The 14,972-nt window shown below is 72.9% G+C and carries 12 protein-coding genes; 9 read left to right on the top strand and 3 right to left on the bottom strand.

From position 1 onward, the window contains the following. Window positions 1–52: 52 nt before the first annotated feature. From JK364_RS26725 to JK364_RS26700, 6 genes are read left to right on the top strand one after another with little or no spacing between them, the layout of a single operon-like run. Window positions 53–559, top strand: a complete 507-nt coding sequence (locus tag JK364_RS26725; RefSeq protein ID WP_201853868.1) for a (2Fe-2S)-binding protein — start codon at window positions 53–55, stop codon at window positions 557–559. Continuing rightward, the gene (locus JK364_RS26720; protein WP_201853867.1) at window positions 556–1,545 is read left to right on the top strand and encodes an FAD binding domain-containing protein; all 990 of its coding nucleotides are present in this window, start codon (window positions 556–558) and stop codon (window positions 1,543–1,545) included. The genes JK364_RS26725 and JK364_RS26720 overlap by 4 nt, the downstream gene beginning before the upstream one ends. Beyond that, on the top strand, window positions 1,542–3,674 hold the full coding sequence (locus JK364_RS26715; RefSeq protein WP_201853866.1) for a xanthine dehydrogenase family protein molybdopterin-binding subunit: 2,133 nt from the start codon (window positions 1,542–1,544) through the stop codon (window positions 3,672–3,674). Before JK364_RS26720 ends, JK364_RS26715 begins: the two co-directional genes overlap by 4 nt. A gap of 2 nt (window positions 3,675–3,676) precedes the next feature. After that, the gene (locus JK364_RS26710) at window positions 3,677–4,591 is read left to right on the top strand and encodes an NAD(P)H-binding protein (protein ID WP_201853865.1); all 915 of its coding nucleotides are present in this window, start codon (window positions 3,677–3,679) and stop codon (window positions 4,589–4,591) included. 21 nt (window positions 4,592–4,612) lie between these two features. After that, complete coding sequence (locus tag JK364_RS26705) at window positions 4,613–5,698, top strand: hypothetical protein (RefSeq protein ID WP_201853864.1); 1,086 nt, start codon at window positions 4,613–4,615, stop codon at window positions 5,696–5,698. A gap of 36 nt (window positions 5,699–5,734) precedes the next feature. Next, the gene (locus JK364_RS26700) at window positions 5,735–8,350 is read left to right on the top strand and encodes a SpoIIE family protein phosphatase (RefSeq protein ID WP_201853863.1); all 2,616 of its coding nucleotides are present in this window, start codon (window positions 5,735–5,737) and stop codon (window positions 8,348–8,350) included. Between the two features lie 78 nt (window positions 8,351–8,428). On the opposite strand, the gene JK364_RS26695 is transcribed toward JK364_RS26700, so the two are convergent. Continuing rightward, window positions 8,429–9,286 (bottom strand): Rossmann-fold NAD(P)-binding domain-containing protein, encoded by an 858-nt coding sequence (locus JK364_RS26695; protein WP_201853862.1) that lies wholly within the window; start codon window positions 9,284–9,286, stop codon window positions 8,429–8,431. An 81-nt stretch (window positions 9,287–9,367) separates the two neighbouring features. Here JK364_RS26695 and JK364_RS26690 point away from each other — a divergent pair, with 81 nt between their 5' ends. After that, entirely contained in the window at window positions 9,368–10,300 is a 933-nt protein-coding gene (locus tag JK364_RS26690) for an AraC family transcriptional regulator (protein WP_201853861.1), read from the top strand. Window positions 10,301–10,418: 118 nt separating this feature from the next. Beyond that, a complete protein-coding gene (locus JK364_RS26685; protein WP_201853860.1) occupies window positions 10,419–10,634 on the top strand; it encodes a hypothetical protein in 216 nt (71 codons plus the stop codon). A 21-nt stretch (window positions 10,635–10,655) separates the two neighbouring features. On the opposite strand, the gene JK364_RS26680 is transcribed toward JK364_RS26685, so the two are convergent. Next, the gene (locus tag JK364_RS26680) at window positions 10,656–11,843 is read right to left on the bottom strand and encodes a glycosyltransferase (protein WP_201853859.1); all 1,188 of its coding nucleotides are present in this window, start codon (window positions 11,841–11,843) and stop codon (window positions 10,656–10,658) included. Between the two features lie 277 nt (window positions 11,844–12,120). Between JK364_RS26680 and JK364_RS26675 the strand changes: the two genes are divergently transcribed. Beyond that, entirely contained in the window at window positions 12,121–13,998 is a 1,878-nt protein-coding gene (locus tag JK364_RS26675) for a glycosyltransferase family 2 protein (RefSeq protein WP_201853858.1), read from the top strand. On the opposite strand, the gene JK364_RS26670 is transcribed toward JK364_RS26675, so the two are convergent. Continuing rightward, window positions 13,995–14,924 (bottom strand): glycoside hydrolase family 6 protein, encoded by a 930-nt coding sequence (locus JK364_RS26670; RefSeq protein WP_230992532.1) that lies wholly within the window; start codon window positions 14,922–14,924, stop codon window positions 13,995–13,997. The two genes, JK364_RS26675 and JK364_RS26670, sit on opposite strands and share 4 nt — an antisense overlap. Between the last annotated feature and the right edge of the window lie 48 nt (window positions 14,925–14,972).

Below are 14,972 nucleotides of genomic sequence, written 5' to 3'. Positions count from 1 at the left end.
GAATGGGGGTGCCGCGTGACGTTCCGAAGGACGACGATCAAGGGTAGGGATCATGGACCTCGAGATCGAGCTCCGGGTGGACGGGACCGAGCACCGCCTCACCGTCGACACCCGTACGACGCTGCTGGACGCCCTGCGCGAACAGCTGGGGAACACCAGCCCCAAGAAGGGCTGCGACCACGGACAGTGCGGCGCCTGCACCCTGCTGCTCGACGGCCGCCGGATCCTCGGCTGCCTCGCGCTGGCCGTCGCCCACCAGGGCGCGGACATCGTCACGGCGGCCGGGCTCACCGACGGTGAGCTGCATCCGCTGCAGCGGTCGTTCATCGCCCATGACGCCTTCCAGTGCGGCTACTGCACACCCGGTCAGATCGTCTCCGCGGCCGGAATGCTCCAGGAGGCCCGGAACGGCTGGCCCAGCGCCGCGAGCAAGGACCCGGGCGCCACCGATGTGGTGCTCGACGACGAGGAGATCGCCGAGCGGATGAGCGGCAACCTGTGCCGCTGCGCCGCGTACGCGAACATCGTCCCGGCGATCGCGGAGGTGGCGCACCGATGAAGCCCTTTCGCTACGAACGCGCCGATGAGGTGCCGGCGGCCGTCGCCACCCTGGTGAAGGAACCCGAGGCGGCCTATCTGGCCGGGGGCACCAATCTGGTCGATCTGATGCGGCTGGAGGTGACGACCCCGGAGGTGCTGATCGACGTCCGGCGGCTGACCTCGGACCGGATCGAGGAGCTGCCCGACGGGGGGTTGCGGATCGGGGCGGCGGTGCCCAACAGCGATCTGGCCGCCGACCCGCGGGTCCGGCGGCGCTATCCGGTGCTCTCCCAGGCGCTGCTCTCGGGCGCCTCGGGCCAGCTGCGCAACCTCGCCACCACCGGCGGCAATCTGCTGCAGCGCACCCGCTGCCCGTACTTCCAGAACGTCACCACCCCCTGCAACAAGCGCATACCGGGTTCTGGCTGCTCGGCGGTGAACGGCTATCAGCGCGATATGGCGATCCTGGGCGCCTCCCCCGCCTGTGTGGCCACCCACCCCTCCGACATGGCCGTCGCGCTGGCCGCGCTGGACGCGGTGGTGACGGTGGCCGGCCCGGCCGCCGAGCGGCGGATCCCGCTGACCCGGCTGCACCGGCTGCCGGAGGACACCCCCGAGCGCGACACCGTCCTGGAGCGCGGTGAGCTGATCACCGGGGTGGAGCTGCCGCCGCCGCACTCCGCGACCCGTTCCCGCTACCGCAAGGTGCGCGACCGCGCCTCGTACGCCTTCGCGCTGGTCTCGGTCGCCGCCGCGCTGGAGGTCACCGGCGGGGCGGTACGGGACGTGGCGATCGCGCTGGGCGGGGTGGCGCACAAGCCCTGGCGGGCCACCACGGCCGAGGCGATGCTGCGCGGCGCGCCCGCCACGCGGGAGAGCTTCGTGGACGCGGCGGCCGCCGAGCTGGCCGCGGCGCGGCCGCTGGCGGGCAACGCCTTCAAGGTCCCGCTCGCCCGCAACACGATGGTCGCCACCCTGCTGGAGCTGCTGGAGGAGGCGCGATGAGCGACGTCACGGCACGCCCCCGCGCCATCGGCGTCCCGATGGACCGGATCGACGGTGTGCAGAAGGTCACCGGCACCGCCACCTACGCCTATGAATGGCCCCTCGACCAGCCCGTCTATCTGTATCCGCTGCAGTCCACGATCGCCGCCGGGCGGGTCACCGGGGTGGACAGCGCGCTCGCGGAGGCGGAGCCGGGGGTGCTGGCCGTGCTCAGCCATCTCAACGCGCCCACGCTGACCCGGCCGGAGGATCCGGAGCTCGCGGTGCTGCAGTCCGCCGAGGTCGCCTGGCGCGGCCAGTTCATCGGGGCGGTGGTGGCCGAGAGCCTGGAGACCGCGCGCCGCGCGGCGGGGCTCGTCCGCGTGGACTACGAGAGCCGGCCCCCCGATGTGGTGCTGCGCGCCGACCGCGGCGACCTCTGCTCCCCGGTGCATGCCGCGGCCTTCGGCTCGGGCGGCGGAGAGCTGCAGGACGGCTCGCCCGCCGACAGTGTGCTCGGGGACGTGGATACGGCGCTGGCGGCCTCGCCGATCATGGTGGACCTCACGTACGCCACGCCGATGTACCACAACAACCCGATGGAGCCGCACACCGCCGTGGTCACCTGGCTGGACGGTGAGCTGATCGTGCGCTGCTCCACCCAGGGCGCCTCCATGAGCCAGGCCCTGATCTCCGGGGTGCTGGGTCTGGAGCCGGGGCGGGTGCGGGTGATCTCCCCGCATGTCGGGGGCGCGTTCGGCTCGAAGGTCTACCCCCATGCGTACGCCGTGCTCGCCGCGATGGCGGCCCGGATGGTCCGGCGGCCGGTCAAGTTCACCCTGACCCGGCAGCAGATGTTCGCCCTGGTCGGCTACCGCCCGGCGTCGATCCAGCGGATCCGGCTGGGCGCCGGCCGGGACGGCAGGCTGACCGCGCTCTCCCACGAGGTGATCGAGCAGACCGCCAAGGCCAAGGGGTACGCGGAGCAGGTGGCCGTCTGCTCCCGGCTGATGTACGCGGCGCCGCACCGGCGCACCACCCACCGGCTGGCCCCGCTGGATGTCCCGGTGCCGACGATCATGCGGGCGCCGGGCGAGGCGCAGGGGATGTTCGCGCTGGAGTCGGCGCTGGACGAGATGGCGATCGCGTGCGGTCTCGACCCGGTGGAGTTCCGGATCCGCAATGAGCCGGAGGTGCATCCGGAGTCCGGGCTGCCGTTCTCCAGCCGCCATCTGACGGACTGTCTGCGCGAGGGCGCCCGCCGGGCCGGCTGGGACCACCGCGACCCGGTCCCCCGGTCGCGGCGCGCGGGGCGCTGGCTGGTGGGCACCGGCGTGGCCGCCTCGACGTACCCCTCGCCCCGCTTCCCCGGCAACGCGGCCACGATCCGGCTCGCCCCGGACGGCCACTACACGGTCCGGATCGCCGCCGCCGACGTGGGCACCGGCACCTGGACGGCGCTCACCCAGATCGCCGCGGACGCGCTGAGCGTCCCCGTGGGGCAGGTGGAGATGCGGATCGGGGACACGGCGCTGCCGGCCGCGTCGGTCGCCGGGTTCTCGGCGGGCATCAACAGCTGGGGCACCGCGATCTGGGAGGCGGCGGACCGGCTGCGGGCCCGGCTGCGGGCCGAGCACGGCGGTATCGCGCCGGCGGAGGGGCTGGAGGTCACCGCGGAGCTGCCCGGCGGCAATCCGGAGGCCGAGCGCTACGCGATGCACAGCTTCGGCGCCCAGTTCGCCGAGGTACGGGTGGACGAGGACACCGGCGAGGTGCGGGTGGCGCGGCTGCTGGGGATGTTCGACGTGGGCCGGGTCATCAACCCCAAGACGGCCCGCTCCCAGCTGATCGGCGGGATGACCCAGGGCATCTCGATGGCGCTGTACGAACACAGCGTGCTCGACCCGCGGTTCGGCCATGTGGTCAACCAGGACTTCGCCCAGTACCACATCGCCTCCGCCGCCGATGTCCATTCGGTCGAGGCCCACTGGCTGGACGAGTCCGATCCGTACACCAACCCCATGGGGGCCAAGGGCCTCGGTGAGGTGGGCATCACGGGCACCGCCGCGGCCATCGCCAACGCGGTGCACCACGCCACCGGTGTCCGGATCCGCGAACTGCCCATCACCCTCGACAAGTTGGTGTGCTAGCCATGCCCGATCCACCGATCCTGGTGACCGGTGCCGCGGGCAGCGTCGGGGCCGTCGGCCGCACCGTGGTGGAGGAGCTGCGCCGCCGCGAGCTGCCCGTGCGCGCCATGGTCCACCGCGAGGACGAGCGGGCCGAGGCCCTGCGCGCGACGGGCGCTGAGGTGGTGGCGGGCGATCTGACCCGCGCCCCCGATGTGGCCCGCGTGCTGGACGGCTGCGGGCGGATGTACTTCGGCATGAGCGTCTCGCCGAAGTATCTGGAGGCCACGATGACCACGGCGGCGGTCGCCCGCGACTACGCGCGGCTGGACGCGCTGGTCAACATGTCGCAGATGACGGTCTCCCAGATGGATCTCACCAGCACCTCGGAGTCGACGCAGCAGCGGGAGCACTGGCTGGCCGAACAGGCGCTCAACTGGTCCGGGCTGCCCGTCACCCACCTCCGGCCCACCGTCTTCATGGAGAATCCGCTCTTCACGACCTTCGCGTACCGCTCCATCGCGGAGGAGGGCACGATCCGGCTGCCGTTCGGCACCGGGCGCACCTCCCCGGTCGCGGCGCGGGACGTCGCCGCGGTGGTGGCGGCGATCCTGGTGGACCCCTCCTCGCACATCGGCAGGACCTACCACCTGACCGGCCCGGCCTCGGCCGACATGACCACCATGGCCGAGGAGTTCGCCGCCGCGCTCGGCCGGCCGGTCGCCTATGTGGACGTCTCCTACGAGGCCTGGGTCAACCACGACCTGAAGGCGCTGGGCCTGCCCGACCACCTCTTCGACCACCTCGCCACGATGGCACGGCTGCACGCGGAGAACCGCTACGACCGCAGGACCGACGACATCGAGACGATCACGGGAAGGCCCGCGACCGGGGTGCGGGAGTACGTCCGCGAGCACCCCGAGATGTTCACGACATGACGTGGGCGGAACGGAAGCGCGGTGCGAGTACTGCTGGGCATCATCGGCGCCGTCATCGTGCTGGGAATCTTCTCCTCGGTGCTGCGCACCCTGGTCATCCCCCGGCCGACCCCGGCCGGGTTCACCGGGTTCGTCCAGCGCTCGGTCAGCCGGCCGTTCCGCTTCCTGGCCGACCGGCTGCACGGCATCGAGGCGAAGGACCGGGTGCTGGCCCCGGTGGCACCGGTGTCCATCGTGATCACCCTGCTGGGCTGGCTGCTCTCCTTCATGATCGGCTACGGGCTGCTGGAGGCCTCGGTGAGCGGTCTCAAGGTCCATGAGGGGATCTACGAGGCCGGGTCCTCGCTCTTCACCCTCGGCTTCGCCAGTAGCCGCCGGGCCAGTCTGACCGCCATCGACTTCTGCGCGGCGGCCACCGGCCCCATCGTGGTCGGTCTGCAGATCGGCTATCTGCCCACCCTCTACAACGCCTATCAGCGCCGCGAGACCCAGGTCACCCTGTTGCAGACCCGGGCGGGCGCCCCGCCGTGGGGCCCGGAGATCCTCGCCCGCTACGCCCAGGTGGGTCTGCTGGACGACATCGGCGACCTCTTCCGCGGCTGGGAGCAGTGGTGCGCCGTGGTGAGCGAGACCCACACCACCTATCCGGTCCTGATCCACTTCCGCTCCCCCAAGGCCGACCGCAACTGGCTGATCGCCCTGCTGGCGGTGCTGGACGCGGCGGCGCTGCGGGCCGCCTTCAACCCCTCGCAGCCGCAGGCCCGGACCCGGCTGGCGCTGCGGGCGGGCTTCGTCTGTCTGCGCGACATCGCCGATATCCGCGGCATCCCGTACGACGTCGACCCGCATCCGGACGATCCGGTGCGGCTCGGCTACGAGGACTTCCTGCGCGGGGTGGCGCGGATGCGCGCCTACGGCTATCCGATGGAGCGCACCGCGGAGGAGGCGTGGCCGCACTTCCGCGGCTGGCGGGTGAACTACGAGACGCTCGCGTATCGGCTGGCGCGGGACATCGACGCGGTCCCGGCCCCCTGGTCGGGCCCGCGCCGCACCGCACTGCCCGTCTGGTCCCCGCTGACCCCGGTGGACCGCCGCCCGATGGGTTAGCACTGAAATACACCTCTAAGGGAGTAAATTTTCCCCATGGGCATGGACGTGGCCATCGCCGCACGGATACGCATGATCACCGAGGCGGGTGACGGGCTGAGCGGCCCCGATCTGCTCGGCTTCGCGCTCGACCACGCCGTGACGGAGACCGGCGGTCTCGGCGGCATGGTGCATCTGCGCGCCCCCGGCGCCCGGTCGCTGCTGCTCACGGCGGTGCACGGGCTGATCCGTCCGGTCGCCCGGGACTGGGCGGAGGTCGAGCCGGCCGGCGCCAGCGCCCCGGCCCGCGCGATGGCCCAGGGCACACCGGTGTGGGCGCCGACCCTCGGCACCGGGGACGGCACGGGCCCGGCGCTGCCCGCCGGAAGCGGGCTGCTGGCGGTTCCGCTGATCACTCCGGAGCGGGTCACCGGCGCGCTGTCGGTGCTGATGGTCCCGGCCGAGCGGCCCGCACCGGAGCGGTGGGCGGCCGTCGAGGCACTGACCGCGTGGGCCGCCCCGCGGCTGCGGAATGACCCTCCCGACCAGAACCAAGACCAGGGGCGGGACCGGAACCGGGACCGGGACCGGGACGGCACCGGCACCGGCACTTTGCTGGCGGACGACCAGGTGAGCCAGGCGCTCTGGCATATGAGCGACGCGTTCTTCGCGGTCGACGGCGACTGGCGCATCACCTTCGTCAACGGCGAGGCGGAGCGGCTGCTCGGCGCCGCCCGGACGACTCTCGGCCGGACGCTGTGGGACGCCTTCGCGCGGCTGAGTGTCGACGAGGCCGAGCCGGGCCTGCGGAGCCGCTACCGGCGGGCCGCCGAGAGCGGCACCCCGGTCGGGTTCGAGGTGCGCTGGCCCACCAATCAGCGCTGGTACTCCATGCGGCTGGTCCCGGTGCCGAACGGGCTCACGGTCTACGCCGCCGATATCACCGCGAGCCGGGCGCGGGAGGCGGAGCGGGCCGCGGCCGAGCAGGCGGCGGCCGAGCGCACCGCGCGGATCGGCGAGCTGACCAACGCCCTCGCGCAGGCGCTGACGATGCGCGACGTGGTGAACGCCATCGCCGACCGGGTGCTGCCGCCGTTCGGCGCCTCGGGGATGGTGGTGCAGCTCATCGAGGGCGACGTGATCCGGATCGCCGGGGCCGTCGGCTATCCGCAGCCCTTCCTGGAGTCGATCGACGGGGCCTCGATCCATGAAGTGTCGCCGGTCTCGGAGGTGCACCAGACCGGGGCGCCGGCCTTCGTCGAGTCGGCCGAGGAGTACACCGCGCGCTATCCCTCCATGGCCGGGCGGCCCGCCGCGGCGCAGAAGCAGGCATGGGCCTTTCTGCCGTTGATCGTCTCCGGCCGGAACATCGGCTGCACGGTGGTCGCCTTCGCCGAGCCGCGCCGGCTCGACGCGGAGGAACGGGCCCTGCTCACCGCGCTCAGCGGGCTGATGGGGCAGGCCATCGAACGCGCCCGGCTCTACGACGTGGAGCACACCCGGGCCAAGGAGCTCCAGCGGGGGCTGCTGCCCCGTGCTCTGCCGTCGCTGTCCTCGGTCACCACCGCCGCCCGCTATCTGCCCGCCAGCGAGGGCATCGACGTGGGCGGTGACTGGTACGACGTGATCCCGCTGTCCGGCGCCCGGGTGGCCCTGGTCATCGGCGATGTGATGGGTCACGGGCTGTCCGAGGCGGCCACCATGGGCCGGCTGCGCACCGCCGTGAACACCCTGGCCGAACTGGAGTTTCCGCCCGCCGAGTTGCTCACCCGGCTCAATGACGTGGTGAGCGAGCTGGGCGACAACCTCTACGCGACCTGCCTGTACGCCGTGTACGACCCGGTCGCCGCCACCTGCGTCTTCTCCAGCGCCGGACATCCGCCGCCTGCCGTCGTACGCCCCGGCCATCCGGTCCGCTTCGCCGGCGGCGCCCCCGATCCACCGCTGGGCGCGGCCCAGCCGCCGTTCGAGACCACCGAGGTGAGTCTGGAGGAGGGCAGTCTGCTGGCGCTGTACACCGACGGTCTGGTGGAATCCGCCGCCCGGGACATCGACCGCGGGATGCGGCAGCTGGCGAGCGCGCTGTCCAGCGCGGCCCGCGCGCCCGGCCCGGGGGACGCCCGGCGCGACGGAGAACGGGGCTATGGAGAACGGGGCTACGGAGAACGGCGCGACGGAGAACGGGACGAGAACGCGTCGCTGGAGCGGCTGTGCGACGAGGTGCTCGCCGAGTTGCTGCCGGAGAAGCAGCTCACCGCCGATGACGCGGCACTGCTCATCGCCCGTACCCATGCGCTCGCCCCCGACCACATCGCCGCATGGCCGCTGTCCGAGGGGCCGATCGCCGCGGGCGAGGCGCGCGATCACGTCCGGGACCAGCTGATCCGCTGGGAGCTGGCCCCGCTCACCCCCACCGCGGAGCTGCTGGTCAGCGAGTTGGTCGCGAACGCGATCCGGCACGGCAGGGGCCCGGTCGAGCTGCGGCTGCTGCGCGGCGAGGGGCTGATCTGCGAGGTGACCGACGGCTCCTTGACCACGCCCCGGATCCGCCATGCCTCGGAGACCGACGAGGGCGGGCGCGGGCTCCAGCTGGTCTCGGCCCTCTCCCACCGCTGGGGCACCCGCTACACGCCCACCGGCAAGTGCATCTGGACCGAACAGCCGCTCCCCTGACGCACCACGGAGGGCGGACACCCCGCGGAAGGCCGGCGCCGCGGACACCCCGCGGAAGGCAGCGGTATCCGTCGCGCCTCAGCCGGCCCAGACCCCGCCCCGCGCGGCCCGCCGCACGAAGTCCGCGAAGTCCCCGGGCTCGCGCCCCAGGACGCGCCGGACGTCGTCCGTCAGATGTGCGTTGCGCCCGTCCAGCAAGGTGGCGAACAGCTCGGTCAGAAACGCCCCCAGCTCGTCCGGCAGCCCGTGGTCGCGCACCAGCGCGGCCCCGTAACTCTCGGCGGAGACCGGCACATAGCGCACCGCGCGGCCCGTCGCCCCGGCGATCTCCGTGGCCGCCTCGGCGAAGGTCAGCAGCCTCGGCCCGGTGATCTCGTACGTCCGGTCTCCGGCTCCGTCCCCGGTCAGCGCCGCGACCGCGACCTCGGCGATGTCGTCGGCGTCCACGAAGGGCTCCTTGACGTCCCCCGCCGGGAAGACGATCTCGCCGTCGAGCACCCCGTCGCGCAGAATGCCCTCGTCGAAGTTCTGGAAGAACCAGCTCGCCCGCAGCACGGTGGCCGCCACGCCCGGCACCCGCACCGCCTCCTCGGCGGGCAGCGCCGCCTCCACACCCCGGGCGGAAAGCAGCACCAGCCGCCGGGTTCCGCGCTCGGCCGCCCGTTCGGCGAAGGCGCGGAGGGTGGCGGCGGCTCCCGGGTCGCAGACGTCCGGGTAGTAGGCGATGTACGCGGCGGCGGCCCCGTCCAGCGCGGGCTCCCAGGTGCGCGGGTCCTCCCAGTCGAACGGCGTCTCGCCGGACCGGGAGCCGATCCGCACCGGGTGTCCGGCCCGGCTCAGCCGGTCCGCGACCCGGCGGCCGGTCTTGCCGGTGCCGCCGAGCACCAGAACGGTCGTGCGCTCCGTGGCCTGTGTTTCCGTGTGCTGTGTCGTCATACGGCCAGTCAACTCGCGGCTGGTGAGACGGGCCATGGCCGAGAGGCTCCGTCGCATGCGCGAGCGTCTACGCTGTGCGCCATGGACGCGCTGGCGAGTCTGCTGGACGGCCCGCGGGCCCGGGGGGCCTTTCTGCTGCGGGTCGTGATGGAGCCGCCCTGGGCGGTGCGGATCGAGGACCGGGCCCCGCTGTGCGTGATGACCATGGCGCGCGGCGAGGCGTGGGTGGTGCCGGACGCGGGCGAGGCGGTGCGGCTGCGCCCGGGGGACGTGGCGATCGCGCGCGGCCCGGATCCGTACACGGTGGCCGATGACCCCGCGACCGCCCCGCGGGCGTGGATCCTCCCCGGTGAGGTGTGCCGCACGGCGGACGGCGCCGATCTGGCCGAGGCGATGGCGCTGGGGGTGCGCACCTGGGGCAACAGCCCGGACGGTTCGGCCACGATGCTCATCGGCAGCTATCTGCTGGACGGGGAGATCAGCGGGCGGCTGCTGGACGCGCTGCCCCCGCTGCTGGCGCTGGACGGCGAGGTATGGGACTGCCCCCTGATGCCCTGGCTGGGCGAGGAGATCGTCAAGGACGAACCCGGGCAGGAGGCGGTCCTGGACCGGCTGCTGGATCTGCTGCTGATCTCGGTGCTGCGGGCCTGGTTCTCCCGGCCGGAGGCCCGCGCGCCCGGCTGGTACCGGGCGCTGGGCGACCCGGTGGTGGGCCGTGCCCTGCGGCTGCTCCAGAACAACCCGGCCCATCCGTGGACCGTGGCCGGGCTCGCCGCCGAGACGGGTGTCTCGCGGGCGGCGCTGGCCCGGCGCTTCACCGCGCTGGTGGGCGAGCCGCCCATGGCGTATCTGACCGGCTGGCGGCTGGCGCTCGCGGCGGATCTGCTCCGGGATCCGGAGCACACCCTGGCGGCGGTGGCCCGGCGGGTCGGCTACGGCAGCGCGTTCGCCCTCAGCGCCGCGTTCAAGCGCGAGCGCGGCCAGAGCCCCCGGGCACACCGCGCGTCGGCATGAAGCATGACCAACGCTTCGGGCAGTAAAAGCTGACCGTGCTGTGGGGCCTCGGCCCTCCCCGCCATCCGGGTCGGCATCGACGGCCTGGGGGTGGCCGGGCTGTCTGTTCCCGCGGCTCGTGGTGGCGGCCCTCGCGCTGATGCTGGTGGCGCGGTTCACCAAGGTCCGGCTGGAGCGCCGCCGTGATCCGCCGATGGTCGCGCTGTGCGGGGCCACGGGCATGACCGCGCTGCCGGGCACCGCCGCGCCGCTCAGCCTCCACCCCCTGGTCCAACCCGTGCGCGACGTGGTGCCGGTCCCCAACGGCGGCGGCGGGTCCGCGCCGCGCGGCTGATCCCCCGTCGCCGGAGCCGTCTCAGCCCGCGGGCGCGCCGCGCCGCGGCATGCGGCTGACCGGCACCCGCAGACAGCCGTCCGGGCCGCAGGTGGTGGTGCGGTCGTAGAGGTCCATCAGACGGCGGGCGCCGCGGGCGATGTCGTAGCGGTCGACGGCGTCCGGGACCGGGAAGCGCAGCGGGCCCTGGGCGGCCTGCGCGCGCAGGGCGGCGGCGAGGGCGGCCGGGCCGGGGGCGATGCGGCGGGCGCCGGGCGCCGCGCCGTGGGGGAGTTCGTCGAGGGCGGGGCAGACGGTGTGCAGCACCGGCAGCCCGGCCGCGAGCCCCTCCAGCGCCGCGAGGCCGAACGCCTCCTCGGCGGACGGCGAGACCAGGACGTCCATGGCGGCCAGCAGCGCGGGCAGCCCCGCGGGCCGGTCGTCGGCCGGGGCCACCGCGCCGTCCCGCTCCCCCAGCAGCCGGACCCGGTCGGCCACGCCGAGCCGGGCGGCCAGGTCCTCCAGGGCGGGCCGCTCGGGGCCCTCGCCGACCAGCAGCAGCCGGACGTCCGGCACCTCGGCGACCGCCCGCACCGCCGTGTCGAACCGCTTGTCCGCCACCAGGCGCCCCACCCCGCCGACCACGAAGGCCCGGTCGGGGATGCCGAGCCGGGCGCGGGCGGCCGCCCGCGCGGTCGGCTCGAAGCGGAAGTGGCGGGCCTCGATCCCGTTGGGCACCAGATGGATCCGGCGGTTGGGCACGCCCCAGTCGCGCAGCCGGTCGGCCACGGCGGCCGAGACGGCGACGGTCGCCGAGCCCAGCCGCTCGGCGGCGAGATAGCGGGCGCGGAGGGCGGCGTTGAGCGGACGGCCGTCGATCCGCCGCTCGCCCAGGCCGTGTTCGGTGGCGATGACCGCCCGCACCCCGGCCAGCCGGGCGGCGATCCGGCCGAGCACGCACGCCCGGTACAGATGGGTGTGCACCAGGTCGTAGCCGCCGGACCGGATGATCCGCACCAGCCTGGGCACGGTGCTGAGCTGCCGCTCTCGCCCGCCGTCCAGGGGCAGATGGGTGACCGGGATGCCGTCCGCGCGGATGCCGTGCGCGGTGGCGCCGGGGCCCGAGAGGGCGATGACGTCACAGCGCACCGGCACATGGCGCAGCAGCAGCCGCAGTTGCTGTTCGGCTCCTCCGGCCCCGAGGCGGGAGATGATGTGCAGGACTCTCATCGGGCGACTGCGCCCCATCCTCCGTATTCCGATGGGCTTCGATCGGTGCCGACCCTGCCAGACGGCGGGATGTAAATCACGTAAGACGCGCGCCGCTGGGCCGTCGGAGTGGATGCCTTACGGACCGTCAACAATGGCGCGCCGAATATCCGATGTGCACGCTCATGCCCCATGGGATTGTTACCTTCTCATCTCGCGCGATGACCTGAAGAATATGGCCCGTATGGGTCATCGTGGCGCGACATTCGGTTCGAGCCAGCCCCGCGGGAGTGCCCAGATGTCTGCACCGACCCCCGTCAGAGATTCCCCCCGGAAAACCACCGCACGCGCCGTAGCCGGGCCGCCGCCCGCGCGTACCGCGTCGGATTCCCGCGTCCCGCACCACCGTCCCGCCCCGGTGTACGAGTACAAGCGGTACAGCGAACTGGCGGGCCCGCTGACCAAAGCCCCCATGGACCGCCCCTACCGGGTGCGCTGCCGGAGCCTGCTGGCGCAGGAGCCGCACCGGATCCGGGCCGCGCTGCTGCTGTGCGCGGCGCCGATGTGCTCGGCGGTGCTGCTGCTGTGGCTGCTGCACCCCGACCACTGGGTGGAGCGCGACTACGCGCCGGGGTGGCAGCGGGCGGCGGATCTGGCGATGCTGGTCTCGATCGCGCTGATCGAGGGGTTTCGCCTGTTCACGGTCGTCTCCAACGCCCATGCCACGCTGGTGGCGCGGGATCCGGTGCCGGTGGTGGCCGAGCCGGGGACCCGGGTGGCGTTCCTGACCAGCTTCGTGCCCGGCAAGGAGCCGATCGCGATGGTCCGGGCCACGCTGGAGGGGGCGGTGCGGATCCGGCACACCGGGCCGCTGGACGTCTGGCTGCTCGACGAGGGGGACGACGACGAGGTCAAGGCGCTGTGCAAACGGCTGGGCGTACGGCACTTCTCACGCAAGGGCATCGAGAAGTGGAATCAGCCGAAGGGCGCTTTCCGGGCGCGGACCAAGCACGGGAATTACAACGCCTGGCTGGACGCGCACGGCGACGGTTATGAATTCATGGCATGTGTGGACACCGACCATGTGCCGCTGCCCAACTTCCTGGAGCGCATGCTGGGTTACTTCCGGGATCCGGATATCGCCTTCGTGGTCGGCCCGCAGGTCTACGGGAATTACGACACCCCGGTCACCAAGGCCGCCGAAAGCCAGCAGTTCCTTTTCCACGCGCTGATCCAGCGGGCCGGAAACGCCTATGGCGGCCCGATGTTCGTGGGCACCAACAACACGGTGCGGATCAGCGCGCTGCGCTCGATCGGCGGGCTGTACGACTCGATCACCGAGGACATGGCCACCGGTTTCGAGCTGCACCGCCACCGCAACCCGGCGACCCGGAAGAAGTGGCGCTCGGTCTACACCCCCGATGTGCTCGCGGTCGGCGAGGGCCCGAGCACCTGGACGGACTTCTTCACCCAGCAGATGCGGTGGAGCCGCGGCACCTACGAGACCGTGCTCAAGCAGTTCTGGAAGGGCCCGTTCACCCTGTCGCCGGGCAAGCTGCTGAACTACTCGCTGATGATCGCGTACTACCCGATGACCGCGCTCAACTGGCTCCTCTCCGCGCTGTCGTGCGCGCTGTTCCTGGTGCTGGGCGCCGCCGGAATCCACATCCCGGCCGAGATGTGGATGATGCTCTACAGCGACGCGGCGATGCTCCAGATCGGGCTGTATGTCTGGAACCGGCGGCACAACGTCTCCCCGCACGAGCCGGAGGGCTCCGGCGGGCTGGCCGGGATGCTGCTCTCGGCGCTGTCCGCGCCGATCTACGCCAAGTCGCTGTGCGACGCGGTGCTGCGGCGCACCAGCCGGTTCGTGGTCACGCCCAAGGGCGACTCGTCCAGCCCCGACCGGCTCTCCACGTTCCGTATCCATCTGCTGTGGGCGGGGGTGTTCGGCTCCTCGCTGGTCGGCTCGTTCTCCCTGGGTCACACCCATGCGGTGATGCGGATCTGGGCGGTGCTCGCCCTGGCCCTGTGTCTGGCTCCGGTGGCGATCTGGTCGGTGGGGCTGCTGCGCCGCGACCGGAAGCGTCCGGCGCGTGGCACGGTGCCGACGGCACGCGACGCGGCCAGCCCCTGCGCGACACGTAGGTCAGGGCACCTCCAGCGGAGCGCTTAGTGGCGGTGGGGGGCGTTACGGGCCAGGTCGAGGGCGTACTTGGTCCACCAGTGGCCCGCCGGGGGGCCGCCGTTGCAGGTGCCGTCGGACTCGCCGGGCCGTTTGATCCACAGATAGGCGTCCACGAGGGGGTCCCCGGTGTGGGTGCTGGGCGGCTCGCCCAGCGCCCGCCCCGGCGGATTGCACCAGGAGTCCCGCGCCCGGATGCCGTGCCGGGCCGCGCCGTGGGCCCGCAGCGGGCCGTTGCCGTTGCGGCTGGTGTCGATGATGAAGTGGGCCTTGTCGAGGGCGGTGGAGAGCCGATGGCCGTACGCCTTGGTGCGGCGGGTCGGCTGGAAGTTGGAGACGTTCAGCGCGAAGCCGTCCGCCTGCTCGATACCGGCGTCGCGCAACGGCCGCACCAGCCGGGCGGGATTCTTGATCCAGTTCGGGTTCCCGGCGTCCAGGTACACCTGGACGTGGGGCAGCGCGGCGAACAGGGCGACCGCGTCGCGGAGCATCTCCAGCCTGGCCTTGCGCAACGTGCGCGGCACACAGCCATCGACCAGTTGGGCCACCGCGTCGGGCTCCAGGACGACGATCGCCCTGCGATCGCCGATGCCGAGCGTGAACTGCTCGATCCACCACCGGTAGGCCATGCGGTTCCGCGCGCCGCCCGCCGAGTACCGCCCACAGTCGCGATACGGGATGTGATAGGCCACCAGGACCGGGGTGGACCCGGTCCGCGCCGCGGATTCGGTGATGGAGCGGGCCCGTTCCCGGGGCGGCGCGGGGCCGAACCATTCCGCGACCGGCTGCTGGGCGATCTGCCGGATGAGCGCGGCGTCGCCGTTCTTTCCCTCGTGTTCCCTCTCATGAGCCTGCCGGGCGGCGGGGCTGTCCGGGTTCACCCAGAGCCCGCCGCGCCGCAGCGAGGACTCGAACATGCGGCATCCACTCATCGGAAGCATCACCGCGAGGCATACGGCGGCATG

The organism is Streptomyces endocoffeicus (genome assembly GCF_016741935.1).
GTDB lineage: Bacteria > Actinomycetota > Actinomycetes > Streptomycetales > Streptomycetaceae > Streptomyces > Streptomyces endocoffeicus.
Note: the sequence above shows the minus strand (reverse complement) of the source record. Positions and strands in the feature narration are given on the sequence as shown.

What these genes read in the sequence shown, in the direction of transcription:
- JK364_RS26725 (WP_201853868.1), top strand. Translation starts at nt 53, where the DNA reads ATGGACCTCGAGATCGAGCTCCGGGTGGACGGGACCGAGCACCGCCTC.
- JK364_RS26720 (WP_201853867.1), top strand. Translation starts at nt 556, where the DNA reads ATGAAGCCCTTTCGCTACGAACGCGCCGATGAGGTGCCGGCGGCCGTC.
- JK364_RS26715 (WP_201853866.1), top strand. Translation starts at nt 1,542, where the DNA reads ATGAGCGACGTCACGGCACGCCCCCGCGCCATCGGCGTCCCGATGGAC.
- JK364_RS26710 (WP_201853865.1), top strand. Translation starts at nt 3,677, where the DNA reads ATGCCCGATCCACCGATCCTGGTGACCGGTGCCGCGGGCAGCGTCGGG.
- JK364_RS26700 (WP_201853863.1), top strand. Translation starts at nt 5,735, where the DNA reads ATGGGCATGGACGTGGCCATCGCCGCACGGATACGCATGATCACCGAG.
- JK364_RS26695 (WP_201853862.1), bottom strand. Translation starts at nt 9,286, where the DNA reads ATGACGACACAGCACACGGAAACACAGGCCACGGAGCGCACGACCGTT.
- JK364_RS26690 (WP_201853861.1), top strand. Translation starts at nt 9,368, where the DNA reads ATGGACGCGCTGGCGAGTCTGCTGGACGGCCCGCGGGCCCGGGGGGCC.
- JK364_RS26680 (WP_201853859.1), bottom strand. Translation starts at nt 11,843, where the DNA reads ATGAGAGTCCTGCACATCATCTCCCGCCTCGGGGCCGGAGGAGCCGAA.
- JK364_RS26675 (WP_201853858.1), top strand. Translation starts at nt 12,121, where the DNA reads ATGTCTGCACCGACCCCCGTCAGAGATTCCCCCCGGAAAACCACCGCA.
- JK364_RS26670 (WP_230992532.1), bottom strand. Translation starts at nt 14,924, where the DNA reads ATGTTCGAGTCCTCGCTGCGGCGCGGCGGGCTCTGGGTGAACCCGGAC.